This is a genomic window from Marinobacter piscis (assembly GCF_007671655.1).
GTDB lineage: Bacteria > Pseudomonadota > Gammaproteobacteria > Pseudomonadales > Oleiphilaceae > Marinobacter > Marinobacter piscensis.
In genome coordinates this window covers 227,652-244,655 of sequence record NZ_VCGX01000003.1, presented here as the reverse complement: position 1 = coordinate 244,655, position 17,004 = coordinate 227,652, and the positions used below count along the sequence as shown (strand labels likewise).

Genomic DNA, 17,004 nt, shown 5'->3' with positions numbered 1-17,004 from the left:
CTGCCGCGCCTCGCCGGCCTCTACCCTTCGGAGATTTAAATGGCAAATGAGCCTGTTGTTCTGTTCGATAACGGACATCACAAATGCCTGATGTTCGACTCTCTGGTTACTGGCGAAGGTGTCCAGTCGAACCAGTTTCTGATTGTAGACGGCAAACACGAAGCGCTGATTGACCCGGGTGGCGACCTTACTTATACGCCACTGGCGGTTGCTGCCTCCAAATACATGAACATTCAGGATATGGACTATGTGTTTGCATCTCACCAGGATCCGGACATTATCGGCGCCATTGACCGCTGGATTGTCCATACTCGCGCAAAAATTGTAACGTCAAAGCTGTGGGCCAGATTCCTGCCCCACCTGGTATCCAGCTACGTTACCAACCAGCTGAGCGGCAGTGTTTACGATCGCATTGTCAGCATTCCGGACGCCGGCGCTAATGTCAGATTCGGTGAGTCTTACCTGCAGTGCCTGCCTGCCCACTTCATGCATTCGGTGGGCAATCTGCAATTTTACGACCCGGTTTCGCGGATACTGTTTTCCGGAGATCTGGGAGCCTCCATGGGTAGTACAGATGACCATTTGCCGGTAACGGATTTCGACCAGCACATTGCGCATATGACCGGATTCCACCGTCGTTATATTGCCTCAAAAAAGATATGCCGGCTCTGGGCTGATATGGTCCGGAACATGGATGTGGACATGATAGTGCCCCAGCACGGCAAGCGTTTTGAAGGTCCCGAAATGATCGACCGCTTTCTGAGCTGGGTCAGTGATATGGAGTGTGGCATTGACCTGATGACCCAGGACAATTACCGCACACCTATCGACTATATCTGACCGCCTGCGGGGCATTCCTTCTAAACAGGCCTGTCCCGGACGAACATTCTTGAGTAAAATCCTCGTGTTTATCCAGCAAACATGAGGCAGCGCAAAAAATGGGCAGAGCCTATCAGAACCGCAAAGAGTCCATGGCCAAGACAGCGGCGGCCAAAACCAAGGTATACAGTAAGTACGGGCGCGAAATTTATATGAGCGCCAAGTCTGGCGGAACAGACCCTCAGGCAAACCTGTCCCTGCGAGGGCTGATTGAGCGCGCCAAAAAAGATCAGGTTCCGTCCCATGTTATAGACAAAGCTATAGAGAAGGCTCAGGGCGGTGCCGGCGAGGATTACTCACCAGCCCGTTACGAAGGGTACGGTCCTGGCAACTGCATGGTGATCGTGGACTGCCTGACTGACAACCCCAACCGCACGTTCGGCGACGTTCGCCTGGCCTTCACCAAGACCAAATGCAAAATCGGCACCCCGGGCACGGTCGCCCATATGTTCGATCACAGCGCCATATTTGTGTTCAAAAGTGAAGACGAGGAAGGCGCGCTTGAAGCCTTGGTAGAAGCCGATGTAGACGTCAGTGATATTGAAAACGAAGATGGCCATATCACCGTTTTTACGCCCCACACGGAGTACGCAAAGGCCCGGCAGGCTCTGTCAGACGCTTTCCCTGACATCGACTTTGAGGTGGATGAAATACAGTTTGTACCGAAAACCACAACGCCGGTGGAAGGTGATGACATTCCCCTCTTCGAAAAGTTCTGCGATATGCTGAACGACCTGGACGATGTGCAGAACATTTTCCACAACGCAGAATTACCAGTGCAATGAACCACATGCAGCCACGGGTAGCAATCCTTAAAACCGGCAGTACATATCCGGCGATCCGGAAGCAGTACGGGGACTTTGAGGACTGGTTCATTTATGGGCTCTCTCCCGGACTCGACATTTCTGTGTTCAACACACAGGCCGGTGAATTGCCAGCCGACCCTGCAGACTGGGAGGGAGTTGTCGTTACAGGCTCTCCCGCCATGGTCAGCGACCGCGAACCCTGGAGTGAAAACGCGGCACAATGGCTTGCAAAAGCTGTGGCGCTGGACATACCCGTTCTCGGGGTATGTTACGGGCACCAGCTTCTGGCCCATGCTCTGGGTGGCGAGGCTGGCTACCACCCAGAAGGGCGGGAAACCGGAACCCGGCGAATAGAGCTATTGTCCGATGCCAGAAATGACCCACTGTTTGAGCACCTGCCAGAGAGCTTCAATGCACAACTGACCCATAAACAGTCGGTGTTGCGCCTGCCGCCTGATGCAGTACTGCTTGCCAAAAATGAATTTGAGCCTCACCAGGCGTTCCGCGCAGGCAAATGTGCGTGGGGCGTACAATTTCACCCTGAGTTTTCAGACGACATCATGCGGGCCTATCTGCAAGTGCAGGCTCCCGACCTGGATCAGGAAGGTCTGGATTCACATGCCTTGATCCACTCGGTTAGCGACGCACCAGAAGCCGCCGGACTGCTTCAGCGGTTTTCGGCACTGGTTAAAGCACACCAGGCCGGCTGACACAGCCCGAGGCTGCTTTATGACTCTTAAGGTATTGCTCACGCTTCTGCTTCTGACACTGACCGGCGTGGGCATTTACCATACCTGCAAACCTTTACCCCCCGGCATCAGCTATAAGGGTGAAACCCACAACCTGAGTGATGCCGCATTGCTGGTGGATGCCACCTATCACTATCGGGATGGCACAGAAAGCCGGGATCATGAGATTTTCGACGAAATCCTTCGCCTGATCAGACAGGCAGAATCGTTCATTCTCGTCGATATGTTTCTCTTTAACAGCAGCAGCCCGGAAGACACAGAGCACCGTAATCTCGCAGAACAGCTCACCGAGGCGCTGATCAGGCGCAAAAAGCAGCGACCGGAACTGGAGGTGATTGTTATCTCTGACCCGCTGAATACGCTTTACGGGGGCTCAGTATCGCCCTGGTTTCAGGCGCTACGTCAAGCCGGCATTCCGGTCACCGAAACCAACCTGGAGCCGCTTCGTGACAGCAACCCTGCCTGGTCGGCCATCTGGCGACTGTGCTGCCAATGGGCAGGCAATAATCCTGAGGGAGGCTGGCTGCCAAACGCAGTGGGCACCCAACCGGTTACCATACGCAGTTATCTGGCCCTGCCTAATTTTAAGGCAAACCATCGCAAAGTACTGGTTACAGATGAGGGGAATGCACTGCGCGCTGTTGTTTCCTCTGCAAACCCTCACGATGGCAGCAGCCGGCACAGCAATATAGCCCTCAGCTTCACTGGTCCTGCCGTTACCGACATTCTTGAAAGCGAAAAAACAGTTCTGGCCATGTCCGGCCGATCCAGCCAGGCGCTGGATACTCTGATCCACAAAGCAGACGCACGCCCGGCCCGCAACCACAACAGCGCCGGCACGATCGCCATAAAAACAGAGGCCAGGATCCGGGATGCCGCACTCGAGATAATTTCCAGCGCACAAAGCGGGAGCCGGCTGGATCTCGCACTGTTCTACCTTTCCCACAGAGGAGTCGTTGCCTCCTTAATCGATGCCCATAAACGGGGCGTAGACATACGCCTGCTTCTCGATGCCAACAACGAAGCCTTTGGCCACCAAAAAAGTGGCATTCCAAACCGGCAGGTTGCCATGGAGCTTCACCAGACCGGCATCCCGGTACGCTGGTGCAACACAGCGGGCGAGCAATGCCACAGCAAGTTAATGATACTGCGCCCCCAAGCCGGCCCCACCGAGCTTTTACTTGGCTCCGCCAACTTCACACGGCGCAACCTTGATAACTTCAACCTGGAGACAAGCGCCCGGGTTTCCGTGCCACCGGATTCTGCCCTCGCCGCAAAAGCCGTCAGCTTTTTTGAACAGCAGTGGCAATCCGGCCCCGACAGCAACCCGGTTATGAGCCTGCCATACGAACACTGGGCCGACGACTCAAAGCTGCGCTACTGGCGCTATCGTTTGATGGAAGCAACCGGACTTTCCACGTTCTGAATCAGCTGTTTGCTCTGTTCGCTCTATCCTTTTTATGCAGCCAAGGGCGAAGAAACAAAATCCCGCTGGTATCATGCCCGAAACCCGCGACACAACCGGATATACGATGACCAGCAAGCCAACCACCCGTCTTAATAAATACATCAGTGAAAGTGGCATGTGCTCCCGCCGGGCAGCGGACCGTTATATTGAGCAGGGCCGCGTCTTTATAAATGGCAAGCAGGCCCGGATAGGTGATCAGGTTTCGCCGTCGGATACGGTCAAAGTCAATGGCCAGGTTATAACGCCCAGGGCGGAAGAAGATCTGGTATTTATCGCTTTGAATAAGCCGGTGGGCATCGTAAGCACCACGGATGATGCAGAAAAAAACAACATTCAGCGTTTTGTCGGCCACAGCACGCGCATTTTCCCTATCGGGCGCCTGGACAAGGATTCACAGGGGCTGATCTTCATGACAAGTAACGGTGATCTGGTCAACAAAATCCTGAGAGCCGGCAACAACCATGAAAAAGAATACGTGGTAACTGTCAACAAACCGATCACCAGGGCTTTTATTCAGGGCATGGCGGGCGGTGTGCCCATACTTGGCACCATGACCAAGAAGTGCAAAGTCGTGCAGGAAAGCCGTTTTGTATTTCGCATCACCCTGGTGCAGGGGCTGAATCGCCAGATTCGCCGCATGACAGAGCATTTCGGATTTGAGGTCACCCGCCTTGAGCGGGTTCGTATTATGAACGTGAATCTCAGGGGGTTGCCGGTGGGGCAATGGCGGGACCTGACCGAGAAAGAACTGAAAGATCTTTTTGATGCGATCCAGGACTCATCGGCTGACGCCACCCCGGACACGCCCGTCGCCGCCCGAAAGAAATCCCCGGGCACACCCCGGCGTTCACCACGACCCTCCCGTGCAGGGCACAGAGGCGGACCCAAGCCTCCTGGAGCAAGGCGCCCCACCGGTAAAAACACCAAGTCATCCAAACGCCCTAAAGCCGGAAAACCAAGGCAACGCAGCGTTAAACGCTAGGGTCCCCTCTGGCTATTCTGCAGGTGTTGGCCGCACCAGAATTTCGTTTACATCTACATGTGCAGGCTGAGAGACCGCGTACATCACTGCGCGGGCAATGTCCTCCGGCATCAGAGCGTGGGCAGGTGGCTTATCAAAAAACGGGGTGTCCACCATGCCGGGCTCTATCAGGGTTACCCGCACTCCGGAACCCCGCAACTCCTCTCGTACACCGTAGCCAATCGCCGAAACTGCCCACTTGGTTGCGCTGTACATGGAACCGGGAATGGTCACTCTGCCGGCAGCAGAGCCTGTGAGCAGCAAATGCCCCTTACTCTTTCGAAGCGCCGGGAGACTATGCTGAATAGTCAGACCAACCCCGTAAATATTGGTGAGGATCATGTCTTTCCAGACGTCCGGATCGGCTTCACTAAAACCACCCGGCTCCCCGCCCCGTCCGGCGTTGGCAAACACAGAATCGATTTGGCCGAAAACCTTCAGCGCCTGATCAACCATCGCTTTCTGGGCCGTGTTGTCCTGCATATCACACTCAATAACCAGCACCTGGCTGACACCACCGAGTTCGGTCTGCAACGCTTGCAGCTTATCTGCAGAGCGGGCGGCAAGTACCAGACGGTAGCCTTCTTTGGCTGCTGCCCGGGCAGTTGCGGCACCAATACCGGAAGATGCACCGGTAATCAGCATAACGGGGTTATTTGTCATCATTGATCTCCTGCGCAGAGCCGGCGTGACCCTTAGCCTCATATTCGGCGACCAGCTGCCGCGCCGGGTACAAATCCTCATCTTCTACATGCACATTGCTGAAGTCCGCCGCGCCAATCTCACCCATAGCACCCTGGAGATAAAACCCTCCCACATGGGTTTCAATACCATTGGCGTTTAGCAACCCGGCAACAATATATGCTTCAGTAATGTCTCTGGCCCGATAGGCTATTTGCAACACCCTTCTCCTTTTGTGACATTGGCAAAGCCTGCAAGTTGACGCCTGACAGACAAAACTCGCAGACTCTGTTATACACTCCACCTAAACATAGTGCACTCCGGCTTTCCAGGCCAACTCTGAGGAAACAGGCAACTCATGTTCTGGTTCATAATTATCGTACTTGTACTGCTCGTCGCTCTGACCCTGATTCTGTTTCGCCGGGAAGACTTGTCGCACCTGGACCATGAAGACTATACCGTGAGGGAGGCGGGGCCGAGTGCAGAAAACCGACATGTTCTGGACCTCATAAAAGACATGGGTAATGCCAGCAAAGGCTTTCGCGGTAAAGCGCGCCTACTTGCGATGCGCAAGTATATGGACAGCATGAGTGACAGCCTGGAACTGCAGTCACAGATTTTGCCTAATGAGAACCCACGTGGAGAGTGGGTCATTGCATCAGGCGCAGATCCCCGGCGGCGGATTCTTTACATTCACGGAGGCGCCTGGGCAGCCGGCAGCCCACGCAGTCACAGATCCATTACAGACCGGCTTTCCCATATTGCCAATGCCGCTGTATTTGCGGTGGACTACCGCCTGATGCCCGAACACCGGTTTATGGACGGCGTGCGCGATTGCCGTAAAGCCTATACCTGGCTGATAGAAAATGGGCCTGACGGCCCGGCCGAGGCCACATTCATGCTGGTCGCAGGGGACTCCGCCGGGGGGAGCCACACCCTCGGTTTACTGGCGTGGATCCGGGAAAGCGGCTTGCGCCAGGCAGACGGTGCTGTAGCCTTCTCGCCTTCCACCGACCTTACGATGACAGCACCGAGCAATCGCAACAATATTGCAACAGACCCTATGCTCGGACCTATGTTTGGCGGCCTGTCAAAAGTCCCCAGGCCGGTTATCTGGTGGGCAACACTGGCAGCCTTCCGTGTTTCTCCGACCAGCCCTGTAGCCTCGCCACTCAGGGGTAGCCTTGCCAACCTGCCTCCCACCTTAATCCAGGTCAGCGACTCCGAGATGCTTGTGGATAACGCCCGGCGCTATGCTGCCAAGGCAAAGGCGGAAGGCTCACCGGTAAGGCTGCATACCTGGCGCGGCATGGTTCATGTCTGGCAGATTTTCAGTCCCTTGTTGCCAGAGGCCGAAGAGGCTTTTACAGATATAGAATCGTTTATTCGCGAAATCGAGTCCCGCAAGAATGATTCCGAGGTGGCTTAAACCTGAATCTTGCCCCGAAGGGCTTTGGTTTTGCCTCTTTCGGTTTTGCGATCAACCCGCTTGCGCCGGGCTGATTTCGAAGGCCGGGTGGCACGACGGGCCTTCTGTACCTTAACGGCTTCCTGAATCAACGCCTTCAAACGTGCAAGTGCGTCTTCCTTGTTCAACTCCAGCGTACGAAACGACTGGGCCTTGATCACAATCACTCCTTCTTTGCTGATGCGCTTATCCTGTAGTGCCATAAGGCGTTCCTTGTAAAACGGCGGCAATGCGGAATTCGGTACATCAAAGCGAAGGTGTACGGCCGACGACACTTTATTAACATTCTGGCCCCCGGCTCCCTGAGCCCGAATCTGGGTGATCTCCAGCTCCCAGTCTGCAATTTCAACGGTATTGGATATTTTCAACATGGAGTAAGGATAACAAAAGCGGCTAACCGTAACCTGACATACTGCCAATTCAGTAATACAGTAGGGATAAAAGGTCATCGTTCAGGATTTTCAATGAAGCCTATCGTTAAGCACACTATCATTGTGGCTCTAACAGCCCTCCTGCTCGGAGGCTGTGCCAGTAACCAGCAGTTAACGTCAGCACAAGCGCCCCACTACCAGCCTGATACATCTGCAGACAGTTCAGGAAAAACCGAAAAACTGTGGCAGATCTTTGAGCGCTATCAGGGGACCCCCTATCATTATGGCGGGACCACCGCCCGGGGTTTTGATTGCTCCGGGTTTATAACCACAGCCTACCGCGAGGGCCTGGGCCAACAATTACCTCGCTCCACCTCGCAAATGCTACGCCATGGCAAGGTCGTGCAAACAGAGAATATCGAACCCGGTGACGTTGTCTTTTTCAGAATAGCCGGTAAGGACCAGCACGCCGGCATTTACATGGGTGGCAACCGTTTTATTCATGCCTCAACGTCTTCCGGCGTCATTGCGTCTGAGCTTAACGGCTATTACTGGCAGGGCCGCCTGTCCCAAGCCCGACGTTTTGATTAGGCTGTCAGGTGCTCTGAATTACTCTAGAAATTCCCGTTAACAGCCAGCTGAATAGCAATAGTTGCCATCATTACAGCAATAGCACCATCGATGATTCGCCAGACCAGTGGCCGCGAAAGTACCGGCGCTAAAGTCGAGCCACCCCAGGCCAGCAAGCCAAACCAGATTATTGAAGCACTGCTGGCGCCTGCTACAAAGCCTGTTGTATTTTCCTGCTGTGCGCCAACCGCGGGAATCAATAAAAGTGTATCCAGGTAAACCTGCGGATTGAGCAACGTTACTGCCAGCGTGGTAAACAAAACGCCTTTCAGACTACGACCTGCTGTTTCTGTGGTTTTCAGCGATGCCCGCCCCCCGCCAGCCTGTAAAAAAGCCTGAACCGACAGCCAGCCTAGGAAAGCCACCCCTAGCCAGCGCAGAATCTCCAACGCCTGCGGCATAGCCATTAAGGCTGCACTCATCCCGAACATACCCAAAGTGAAAAGCGTTATATCTGCAACCATGCATAAGCCGGCCGCCCACCAGTGATATTCACGGCGAATCGCCTGGCTCAGCACATAGGCGTTCTGTGCCCCAATAGCAATAATAAGCCCCCCGCCAACAATAAGTCCTGTTAGGTAACTTTCGTACACTTTTCCTGGCTCCCTTCGTTCTGATGCCGCAAGAGTAGCTATTTCTGGCTATACTTGAAATTCATACTCGTAATGATTTATCAGATTTTCTTATGATTGATTATAAATTACTGAAGGCTCTTGCCACGGTTATAGAGGCCGGTGGTTTTGAGCGGGCAGGTGCAGCCCTTGGGCTAAGCCAGTCTGCGATTTCCCAGCGCATACGAACGCTCGAAGTTCGTATCGGTCAACCGGTTTTGTTGCGTAGCCCGGTGCCCAAAGCCACGGCTGCCGGACAGCAGTTGCTGAATCATATGCAGCAAGTTCAGCTGCTTGAGCGAGACCTCGCAAAATCCCTTCCAACACTCTCAGAGCCTGCTGCAAGATTACGAATAGCCGCGAATGCGGACAGTCTGGCAACCTGGTGGGCGGAGTCTATAGGCCGGTTCAGCAATGAAGAAAACCTGTTGCTGGACATGGTGGTGGAAGATCAGGATATCGCTCTGCGCAGGATGCGTGAAGGGGATGTTGCTGCTTGTTTGTGCAGCAGCTCTCAGCCCGTTGCCGGAGCTCGCTGCGTTTCCGTGGGTGCCATGACTTATCTGCCTTTGGCCACACCTGCCTATAAGGCGCAGTATTTCAGCCTGGGGTTCAACGAACAAAGTCTACAGTTCGCACCGGCGATTATATTCGGACCAAACGATCAGTTGCAGCACCGGTTTCTGGCCCAGAGCGGCTATCACGGTGCCTTCCCCTATCATCTTTGCCCTTCTTCGGAAGGGTTCGTCAGGCTGGCACTTGCCGGTATGGGGTACGGCATGATTCCGGAGATTCAGGCCCGGCGCGAAATCGAATCCGGGCGGCTGGTCAGTATTGCACCCGGTTTATCCCTGAAGGTTGAGCTTTACTGGCATTTCTGGCGCAACAGCGGGCAGATGATGGAACGTCTGACAAGGGCACTGAAAGCGCCTGTACCTTAATCGTTCCGTTGCACTCGGATACCAAACCACTGGGGAAACCGAAGCAGACAATACAGCGCTATCATGTCGTACACGCCGTGCCACACCATCACCAGTAACAGGCTGTCGGTCGCCACATAGGCCAGACCAAGCACCAGCCCCAGGATTGTGGCCACAATAAAGTAGGTAAACGATGCATAGTGCACCAGGCCAAACAGTACAGACGCAGCCATCAGACCGATTGCCGTACTGGTGTGCTCCGCAAGCCAGCCCTGCACAGCGCCCCGGAATAGCAGCTCCTCTCCCACACCGGCAAAAACGGACAGCAGGAAAAGGACAAGCCAGGAGTATCCCGAGGCAAACCGATACAGCCTCCGCATTTGCCGGTCAAGATCTCCCGGTAGCAGGCCAGGTATCTGTGTGAGCAGTATCAGCGCACCATAGGTGCACAGGGCACCCAAAGTTCCATAGAACATGCTTGGTACGAGCCCGGCACCCACCATCTGCACGGGAATGTCTGCCACGAGAATGACCAACAACCCGACAACCCCGATCCCGCCCTGGAACGCCAGAGCGGCAACAGGGGAAACACTTGGTCTGCTCCGGTTTGTTCCTGCCATTTACTTGTCGAACAAGCCCTTCACAGGGAACAGGTCTTCATACTGTGGCGCCTGCTGCTGAGCTTTTGCCTGGAAGGTTTTCATCATGTCAGCTGGGCGGAACATGCCTGCCTGCCAGGTTGCCATGTACTTCAGACTGTCTGCGACCGAATGGTCACGGCTGTAGTTGAGCATCTCTTTACAGCCGGTAACTGCCAGCGGTGAGTGAGCAGCAATCTGTGCCGCAATCTCCATAACACCGGTGAGCAGTGCCTCCTGATCCGGGTAGACCGCATTCACAAAGCCGAGGCGCTGAGCCTCCTGCGCACCAAGGTTGCGACCCGTATACGCCAGCTCCCTGACAACGCCTTCCGGCATCAGTTTGGGCAGGCGTTGCAGGGTGCCTACATCGGCGGTCATACCCAGTTCTGTCTCTTTAATATTGAAATACGCATCTTCAGTGCAGTAGCGACTGTCAGATGCACACACAAGATCCAGCGCACCACCAATACAACCGCCATGGATAGCCGTCAGCACAGGCAGACGAATGTTCTCCATCGATGTGAGAGTATCCTGCAGCTGCAAAACAACCCGGCGCAGGCTTTCGGCCATGCGTCCCGGATCACCCTTCATAGACACGGAGTTTGAGTCAGTGAAGACCCCAAGATCCATTCCGGCTGAAAAATGCTTTCCGGTAGATGACACCACGACCACACGGGCATCTGTGTTTGCCTCAATGTCTTCCATGCATTTGGGCAGCTCAAGCCAAAAGTTCTTATTCATGGTATTCAGCGCTTCCGGGCGGCTGAATTGTACATGGGCGATCTTGTTCTCAACGCTGACAGAAAAGCTTTCGTAGGTGGATAGCGCGGACAAAGCAAAACTCCTTCTGTTAATTCACGATAAAATCTACGGGACTCACGCAAACATACCTTAAATAACTGACGATGTCGGGTAATACCTACAAGAAAAAGCTTTTCTTTCTCAGTAACAGCCGGTACAGTGCATTCAGTTGGAAAGATCGAGCAAAGCACTTCATCAATAAGACGCATTTCTGTAGCTGTACGTCCTGTTTTTGATCACGCCAGTTTTTTGTTTCCCGCATATCGCTGACCAGACATCATTCTGATGATTTGGCGGCACTATAAATGATTGAATTCAGGATTAATGATTATGTCTACTGTTACCGGTACTGTTAAGTTCTTCAATGAAGCAAAAGGCTTTGGCTTTATCACTCGTGAAAGCGGCCCCGATGTGTTTGTTCACTACAGCGCAATCCAGGGTGGTGGCTTCAAGACTCTGGCTGAAGGCCAGCAGGTTGACTTCACAGTGACTCAGGGCCAGAAAGGTCCTCAGGCTGAGAACGTAGTTGCCCTGTAATTAACAGGCAACGCTAAAAAAGGCAGCTTCGGCTGCCTTTTTTTGTTGCTCCCACTTTCCTCTCCACCCTACCCAACTGACCGCTACTATCATTCTCTCGCACTGAAGAACTGCCCCTGCCTCCAGATTCTGTAAACACCCATTGACTCGCCAATAAATACCTCATAACATTCATTTAAAATGAACGTTACAACTCAGGAGCGTAACCAGGCTCCCTAACAGCAAGAAGGTGCTTTATGGCAAATTTATTTACGGAAGTAACCAGCCCCAAAAGTACGGAAACAGCAGAGGCTGAAAAACTGAAAGCGGCCGCTGCAGAGGGCTCCGAAAGCCCATCCGCCGAGTCTGAAAATAAACAGGAGGAAGGCAAGCACGGCGATCCGGGCGTTTGCTGTGGTGGGTGCTCGTAAGTGAGCGGCCGTTAAAAGGCATGCCAGCTGACGTTTCCATTCTGTATGTAGCACACAGAATGGAAACGTTACTGACTTACAAAACCGGCAAGAATCAGTCCCCCATTGCGTGGCCTGAGTGATCCATTTCCATTGCTTCTGTATCAGCTGCATCCAGTGATCGCACACGCAACTCAACAGTAATCGCGTCTGCCTCCTCAAACTTTAAGGTCAGCGGAATACTCTCTCCTTCTTTCAGCGGCTCTGTCAGCTTTTCCAGCATCAGATGGTAGCTGTGCGGTTTCAGCTCAACGACCTCCCCGACCGGTATCGTCAAACCGTTCTTTAGCGGCTGCATGCGCATGACACCCTCTTGCATAAGCGTTTCATGGATTGAAACATGATGCGCTCTGGATGTGCTTGCGCCAACCAGTATGACCTCCTTGTCACTATGGTTCTTGATGGCAAGATAACCTACGCCCATAGGTGTGCCCGGTGGCGTGGGGCGACTCCAGGGCCGTTCAATTTCAATACGGCTGTGCTCCGGCTCAGTGGCCGCCAGGGGCGAAGCAAAGCCCGACACAATCAGGATGCTACTGACAAATAATAATGCAACTGACTTCTTCATGGTGTCTCGCAAAACTGGTGGTGGACTGCAAACAACGAGCGTCTCGTTTGATGCTTTCGTCCCTACAGTGTTGCTCTCAGTTCAGCCCAGCGCAAGAAACCAGGTGCGGCGTATTGTCACAGCTTCCAGATTATGAAAACGGGCATCAGGCCTTTTTAACAAACTCCGACTTCAGCTTCATCTGGCCAAAACCATCAATCTTGCAGTCAATGTCATGATCGCCGCCGACCAGACGAATACTCTTAACCTTGGTACCAACCTTTACAACCGAGCTGGACCCTTTCAATTTCAGATCCTTGATAACAGTAACGCTGTCGCCATCCTGAAGCTCGTTACCGTAGGCATCACGAATAACGTTACCCGCTTCAGCCGCAGCAGCTTCTGCCTCTGTCCATTCATGAGCACATTCAGGGCATACAAACTGAATACCATCTTCGTAGGTATATTCAGAACCGCACTGCGGGCAAGAAGGAAGTTGAGACATTGGAATTTCCTGTTTAGTGAGTTTATGCCGGATTATACCACCAACATCCCGGCAAATCCGGCATAACTCCCGCAGGGGCTACCCCGCCAGCAATAACTACAGGTAAACTCACACCCGAACTCATAATCCAGGAAATCTGACATGCCAATCTGGGTCGATGCCGACGCCTGCCCCGTGCCCATCCGGGAAATCCTCTGCCGCGCTGCTGCCCGCTGGCAGATTCAGACAACCTTTATTGCCAATCACGCCATTTCTCTGCCTCCAAGCCCATACATCAGCCGCCGGCAGGTGCCCCAGGGCTTCGACGTGGCGGATAACGAAATCATGGATCAGATGAGCAAAGGCGACCTGGTTATCACTCAGGATATTCCCCTGGCCGCCGAAGCCATCGAAAAAGGTGCTGACGTATTCAACCCGCGCGGGCAGGCTTTCACCAAAGAAAACATTCGCCAACGCCTAGCCATGCGCAACTTTATGGAAGAAATGCGCAACGCCGGGCAGGTAACCGGCGGCCCGGCACCGTTTGGCCAGACGGATCGCAAAGAGTTTGCCGATAAACTCGACCGCTGGCTGCAGAAGAATACGCGCCGGCCGTAAACAGGCCGTTATTCAGAACGGGTACTGCCGTGGCTCTCGCTGAACGCTGACCCACTGGACCGTTGTAAACTCCTCGATGGCCCACTCGCCGTTAAAGCGGCCCAGCCCTGAATTCTTCTCGCCACCAAAGGGCAAGGCAGCCTCATCGTTTACCGGCATATCGTTAACGTGAGTCATCCCGGCTTGTACCTTGCGGGCAAAGCGCAGGCCCCGCTCGGGATCACCGCTGAATAGCGCACTGGACAGGCCAAACTCAGTACCATTAGCAAGCTCCAGAGCGTGTTGTTCGTCCCGTGCTTTCTGAATGCCCGCAATGGGCCCGAAAATCTCCTCCGCACTCAGGCTCATTTCCGGTGTTACATCGCCGAATACCCAGGGCGCAAATACCTGGCCGTTTGCTTCGCCCTCCAGCAATACCGTAGCGCCATCAGATCTGGCATCGGCAATCTTGCGCTGCAGGCCCTCAAGCTGGGATTGATTGATGATCGGGCCGATCGCGGTTTCAATGTCCGAAGGGTCACCCACCCTGAGCGTTTTAACCTGGGCTACAAAAGCCTCTACAAACTCTTCATAGCGACTCTGATCGACAATGATCCGGTTAATGGCCATGCAGATCTGACCCTGATGCAGGAATTTACCGAACACTGCGGCTTTCGCAGCCTGTTCCACATCCGCATCATCAAGCACTACAAAAGGACTGTTGCCGCCCAACTCCAGCGCGACCTTTTTAATGTAGCGGCCACTGGTGGCGATGCGTCCGATGTTTTTACCAACCGATGTAGAGCCGGTGAAGGAAATCAGCGCAGGGGTCGGGTGAGCCACAAAGTCATCACCGATCTCCGAACCCGCACCCACCACAACACTCAGCAACCCGGCCGGCAGTCCGGCTTCTTCAAAGATACGGGCCAGCAACAGACCTCCGGTGACCGGCGTGTCACTGGCGGGTTTGACGACCACCGCATTACCCAGCGCCAGTGACGGTGCCACCGAACGCTGGGACAGGTGCAGAGGAAAGTTCCAGGGGCTGATAACACCCACCACCCCAAGCGGGCGCCGGTAAACGAGGTTGTCCTTACCGGGAATGTCACTGGCCATGGTGTAGCCATGGGCTCTGGCCGGCATACTGGCCGCCTCCAGGGTAATTGCCCGGGCACTGCCCCATTCCACCATCGCTTTCAGGCGGGTGCTGCCGGACTCGCGAATCAGCCAGTCGATGATTTCTTCTTTACGTTCATCGAAAATCGACACAGCCTTGTGTAAAACGGCTGCGCGCTCAGAGGGCGCCTGCTCTGCCCAACTCTGCTGGGCAACTTCAGCTTCCCGGTAGGCCTTATCCAGATCTTCCGACGTGGCGAGCCGGATGCTTACCAGCTCTTCTCCCGAGTACGGATCCAGCACCGGACGCCGGGTATCCCCGCTGCCTTCACACCACTCACCAGCCAGCGGCTGCAAATGAAAATCCTGATAACGGTCGGCCATTACACATCTCCCTTCGCGTTGATGATCAGCTTTTCAGTGTAGCGGGAGATCGCATTTTTTTGGCAGAGATAGGGGAAACTACTGTGCCCGCTACGGATTTCCTGATTAGGTGCTATGGTTATTTTAATTGCAAACTGCAGGAGCCTCAGCCCCATGACGATTCGTTCGCCTCTGTTACTGCTTATACCATTGCTGCTGCACAATACTGCAGTCGACGCAGCGGATGTTTATGAAGCCGGCAGCGTACGCGTCCAGCTGGCTGTTATTGCTAAAAACCTGGAACACCCCTGGAGCCTCACTTTCCTCCCGGATGGCTCGCAACTGGTCACAGAAAGAGCCGGCAGGCTGCGGGTGATCCGTGATGGGACGTTGGTCAGAGAGGCGGCTACGGGTCTGCCGGAACTGGCAGTTGCCGGCCAGGGCGGCCTGCTGGATGTGATTCTGCATCCCGAATTTGAAGACAACCAAACGTTGTTTCTCAGCTATGCCCACCGGAACAGCAACGGTATGACCACGCGGGTGGCCAGAGCAAGATTCGACGGCAAGTATTTAAGCAATGTGGAGGTCATTTTTGAAGCCCTGCCCCGGAGCAAAACCACCCGGCACTTTGCGGGGCGTATGGTGTTTGATCCGGAAGGACACCTGTATATTTCGGTGGGTGACCGGGGCGAAAAGGACCGAGCCCAGAATACCCGTGACGATGCCGGCGGCGTGCACCGAATCACAATTAATGGTGAGCCCGCCCCTGGTAACCCTTTCCTCAACAACTCTGACGTTAATGATAGCTTTTTTACTTACGGTAACCGCAACATTCAGGGCATGACTCTGCACCCGAAAACCGGTGAGGTCTGGAGCCATGAACACGGGCCACGGGGCGGCGACGAAGTGAATATCATCCGGGCCGGAAACGACTATGGCTGGCCAAAGGTAACCTATGGCATTGCTTATTCCGGCGTACCTATTTCCAGCAAAACCACTATGGCAGGCGTAACTGACCCACTGTACTACTGGGACCCGTCCATCGCACCCTCCGGCATGGCATTTTACACCGGGGACCTGTTCCCGGAGTGGCAGGGGGATCTGTTTGTGGGCGCACTGAAGATGCGTAAGCTGGTGCGACTGTCGCTCGACGGGGAAAACGTAACCAACGCCGAAGACCTGCTGACCGGACTGAATGAGCGCATCCGGGATGTGCGCATGGGGCCGAAAGGCGCTCTCTGGCTCCTGACAGACTCAGCAAAGGGCAAGGTTTATCGCATGACTCCCGCAAAGTAAGTCGTCAGTGCGGGTCGTTCGTCCTTTCAGTTTTATCAAACTGAGGCAGGTCATCGGTAATATCGAACCATTCAGCCTTGGAGCCTACATAAACATGCCGCACCTGTTTAGTCTGAACAGGCTCGTTGATTACTCCGATTCTGAGACGCAGAATTCCCGGAATCGCATCCACGCGACTATACAGATGGCTTCCGCAACGACTGCAGAAGGCGCGGTACTTCCCTGGATCAGACTCATATTCGGTGAGATTTTTTTCTCCCCTCAGAAACCTGAACCGTACTTTCTGAATCGGCGAGCTGGCTGAAAATGCACTGCCATGGGCGCGGCGGCACTGGCTGCAATGGCACAGAGCCAGCGGGCCCAACGGGCCGTTATACTCAAAGGCAACATCACCACACAGGCACTGGCCGGTATACATACACATCCTTTTTTCAATTACGGCGACAGGCTTACAAGTCTTGATGTTGTCCATAATACCTGCCCTGTTGGCCAGGCAACAATGCCGAAAATGGCCCTAGAGCGCTACCACCTGTTTTATCATTATAAACAAGCGGGCTACGGGCACTTAC

22 protein-coding genes are annotated in these 17,004 nt (G+C 54.2%); 12 read left to right on the top strand and 10 right to left on the bottom strand.

The window, feature by feature from the left end; translation table 11 throughout:
* Positions 1-39: 39 nt before the first annotated feature.
* From FFI95_RS12080 to rluF, 5 genes are all read left to right on the top strand, one after another.
* Positions 40-840 carry an oxygen-binding di-iron domain-containing protein gene (locus FFI95_RS12080; protein ID WP_144822893.1) on the top strand — a complete coding sequence of 267 codons (801 nt, stop codon included), beginning with the start codon at positions 40-42 and terminating at the stop codon, positions 838-840.
* A 98-nt stretch (positions 841-938) separates the two neighbouring features.
* Entirely contained in the window at positions 939-1,664 is a 726-nt protein-coding gene (locus FFI95_RS12075) for a YebC/PmpR family DNA-binding transcriptional regulator (RefSeq protein WP_144822891.1), read from the top strand.
* Positions 1,661-2,395, top strand: coding sequence for a glutamine amidotransferase (locus FFI95_RS12070; protein WP_186312017.1), 735 nt, complete (start codon positions 1,661-1,663; stop codon positions 2,393-2,395). The genes FFI95_RS12075 and FFI95_RS12070 overlap by 4 nt, the downstream gene beginning before the upstream one ends.
* 19 nt (positions 2,396-2,414) lie before the next feature.
* Entirely contained in the window at positions 2,415-3,860 is a 1,446-nt protein-coding gene (locus tag FFI95_RS12065) for a phospholipase D family protein (protein ID WP_144822889.1), read from the top strand.
* A 106-nt stretch (positions 3,861-3,966) separates the two neighbouring features.
* Positions 3,967-4,884 carry a 23S rRNA pseudouridine(2604) synthase RluF gene (gene rluF / locus FFI95_RS12060; RefSeq protein ID WP_144822887.1) on the top strand — a complete coding sequence of 306 codons (918 nt, stop codon included), beginning with the start codon at positions 3,967-3,969 and terminating at the stop codon, positions 4,882-4,884.
* A gap of 12 nt (positions 4,885-4,896) precedes the next feature.
* On the opposite strand, the gene FFI95_RS12055 is transcribed toward rluF, so the two are convergent.
* Both FFI95_RS12055 and FFI95_RS12050 read right to left on the bottom strand, forming a co-directional pair.
* Complete coding sequence (locus FFI95_RS12055; protein WP_144823253.1) at positions 4,897-5,586, bottom strand: SDR family oxidoreductase; 690 nt, start codon at positions 5,584-5,586, stop codon at positions 4,897-4,899.
* Positions 5,576-5,824 carry a putative signal transducing protein gene (locus FFI95_RS12050; protein WP_144822885.1) on the bottom strand — a complete coding sequence of 83 codons (249 nt, stop codon included), beginning with the start codon at positions 5,822-5,824 and terminating at the stop codon, positions 5,576-5,578. Before FFI95_RS12050 ends, FFI95_RS12055 begins: the two co-directional genes overlap by 11 nt.
* Positions 5,825-5,962: 138 nt before the next feature.
* Between FFI95_RS12050 and FFI95_RS12045 the strand changes: the two genes are divergently transcribed.
* Entirely contained in the window at positions 5,963-7,033 is a 1,071-nt protein-coding gene (locus FFI95_RS12045; RefSeq protein WP_144822883.1) for an alpha/beta hydrolase, read from the top strand.
* Here FFI95_RS12045 and arfB read toward each other — a convergent pair.
* The gene (arfB, locus tag FFI95_RS12040) at positions 7,030-7,443 is read right to left on the bottom strand and encodes an alternative ribosome rescue aminoacyl-tRNA hydrolase ArfB (protein ID WP_144822881.1); all 414 of its coding nucleotides are present in this window, start codon (positions 7,441-7,443) and stop codon (positions 7,030-7,032) included. The two genes, FFI95_RS12045 and arfB, sit on opposite strands and share 4 nt — an antisense overlap.
* A gap of 93 nt (positions 7,444-7,536) precedes the next feature.
* On the opposite strand from arfB, the gene FFI95_RS12035 reads away from it, so the two are divergent.
* Positions 7,537-8,034 (top strand): C40 family peptidase, encoded by a 498-nt coding sequence (locus FFI95_RS12035; RefSeq protein ID WP_144822879.1) that lies wholly within the window; start codon positions 7,537-7,539, stop codon positions 8,032-8,034.
* Between the two features lie 23 nt (positions 8,035-8,057).
* On the opposite strand, the gene FFI95_RS12030 is transcribed toward FFI95_RS12035, so the two are convergent.
* A complete protein-coding gene (locus tag FFI95_RS12030) occupies positions 8,058-8,666 on the bottom strand; it encodes a LysE/ArgO family amino acid transporter (RefSeq protein ID WP_144822878.1) in 609 nt (202 codons plus the stop codon).
* 92 nt (positions 8,667-8,758) lie between these two features.
* Between FFI95_RS12030 and FFI95_RS12025 the strand changes: the two genes are divergently transcribed.
* Positions 8,759-9,625 (top strand): LysR family transcriptional regulator ArgP, encoded by an 867-nt coding sequence (locus FFI95_RS12025; protein WP_144822876.1) that lies wholly within the window; start codon positions 8,759-8,761, stop codon positions 9,623-9,625.
* Here the strand turns inward: FFI95_RS12025 and FFI95_RS12020 are convergent.
* On the bottom strand, positions 9,622-10,224 hold the full coding sequence (locus FFI95_RS12020) for a CPBP family intramembrane glutamic endopeptidase (RefSeq protein WP_144822874.1): 603 nt from the start codon (positions 10,222-10,224) through the stop codon (positions 9,622-9,624). The genes FFI95_RS12025 and FFI95_RS12020 overlap by 4 nt on opposite strands.
* Positions 10,225-11,079 (bottom strand): crotonase/enoyl-CoA hydratase family protein, encoded by an 855-nt coding sequence (locus FFI95_RS12015; protein ID WP_144822872.1) that lies wholly within the window; start codon positions 11,077-11,079, stop codon positions 10,225-10,227.
* Between the two features lie 297 nt (positions 11,080-11,376).
* Here FFI95_RS12015 and FFI95_RS12010 point away from each other — a divergent pair, with 297 nt between their 5' ends.
* Positions 11,377-11,583 (top strand): cold-shock protein, encoded by a 207-nt coding sequence (locus FFI95_RS12010; protein WP_144822871.1) that lies wholly within the window; start codon positions 11,377-11,379, stop codon positions 11,581-11,583.
* Between the two features lie 236 nt (positions 11,584-11,819).
* Positions 11,820-11,993, top strand: a complete 174-nt coding sequence (locus FFI95_RS12005; RefSeq protein WP_144822869.1) for a CCGSCS motif protein — start codon at positions 11,820-11,822, stop codon at positions 11,991-11,993.
* Between the two features lie 94 nt (positions 11,994-12,087).
* Here the strand turns inward: FFI95_RS12005 and FFI95_RS12000 are convergent, their stop codons facing one another.
* Positions 12,088-12,600 (bottom strand): copper chaperone PCu(A)C, encoded by a 513-nt coding sequence (locus FFI95_RS12000; RefSeq protein WP_144822867.1) that lies wholly within the window; start codon positions 12,598-12,600, stop codon positions 12,088-12,090.
* Positions 12,601-12,745: 145 nt separating this feature from the next.
* Complete coding sequence (locus FFI95_RS11995) at positions 12,746-13,084, bottom strand: zinc ribbon domain-containing protein YjdM (RefSeq protein ID WP_144822865.1); 339 nt, start codon at positions 13,082-13,084, stop codon at positions 12,746-12,748.
* A 141-nt stretch (positions 13,085-13,225) separates the two neighbouring features.
* Here FFI95_RS11995 and FFI95_RS11990 point away from each other — a divergent pair, with 141 nt between their 5' ends.
* Complete coding sequence (locus tag FFI95_RS11990; protein WP_144822863.1) at positions 13,226-13,681, top strand: YaiI/YqxD family protein; 456 nt, start codon at positions 13,226-13,228, stop codon at positions 13,679-13,681.
* A 12-nt stretch (positions 13,682-13,693) separates the two neighbouring features.
* On the opposite strand, the gene FFI95_RS11985 is transcribed toward FFI95_RS11990, so the two are convergent.
* Positions 13,694-15,160 carry an aldehyde dehydrogenase family protein gene (locus FFI95_RS11985; RefSeq protein WP_144822861.1) on the bottom strand — a complete coding sequence of 489 codons (1,467 nt, stop codon included), beginning with the start codon at positions 15,158-15,160 and terminating at the stop codon, positions 13,694-13,696.
* Positions 15,161-15,313: 153 nt separating this feature from the next.
* Here FFI95_RS11985 and FFI95_RS11980 point away from each other — a divergent pair, with 153 nt between their 5' ends.
* Positions 15,314-16,435, top strand: a complete 1,122-nt coding sequence (locus FFI95_RS11980; RefSeq protein ID WP_144822859.1) for a PQQ-dependent sugar dehydrogenase — start codon at positions 15,314-15,316, stop codon at positions 16,433-16,435.
* Positions 16,436-16,439: 4 nt separating this feature from the next.
* Here the strand turns inward: FFI95_RS11980 and FFI95_RS11975 are convergent, their stop codons facing one another.
* Positions 16,440-16,853 (bottom strand): GFA family protein, encoded by a 414-nt coding sequence (locus tag FFI95_RS11975; protein WP_144822857.1) that lies wholly within the window; start codon positions 16,851-16,853, stop codon positions 16,440-16,442.
* Positions 16,854-17,004 lie beyond the last annotated feature (151 nt).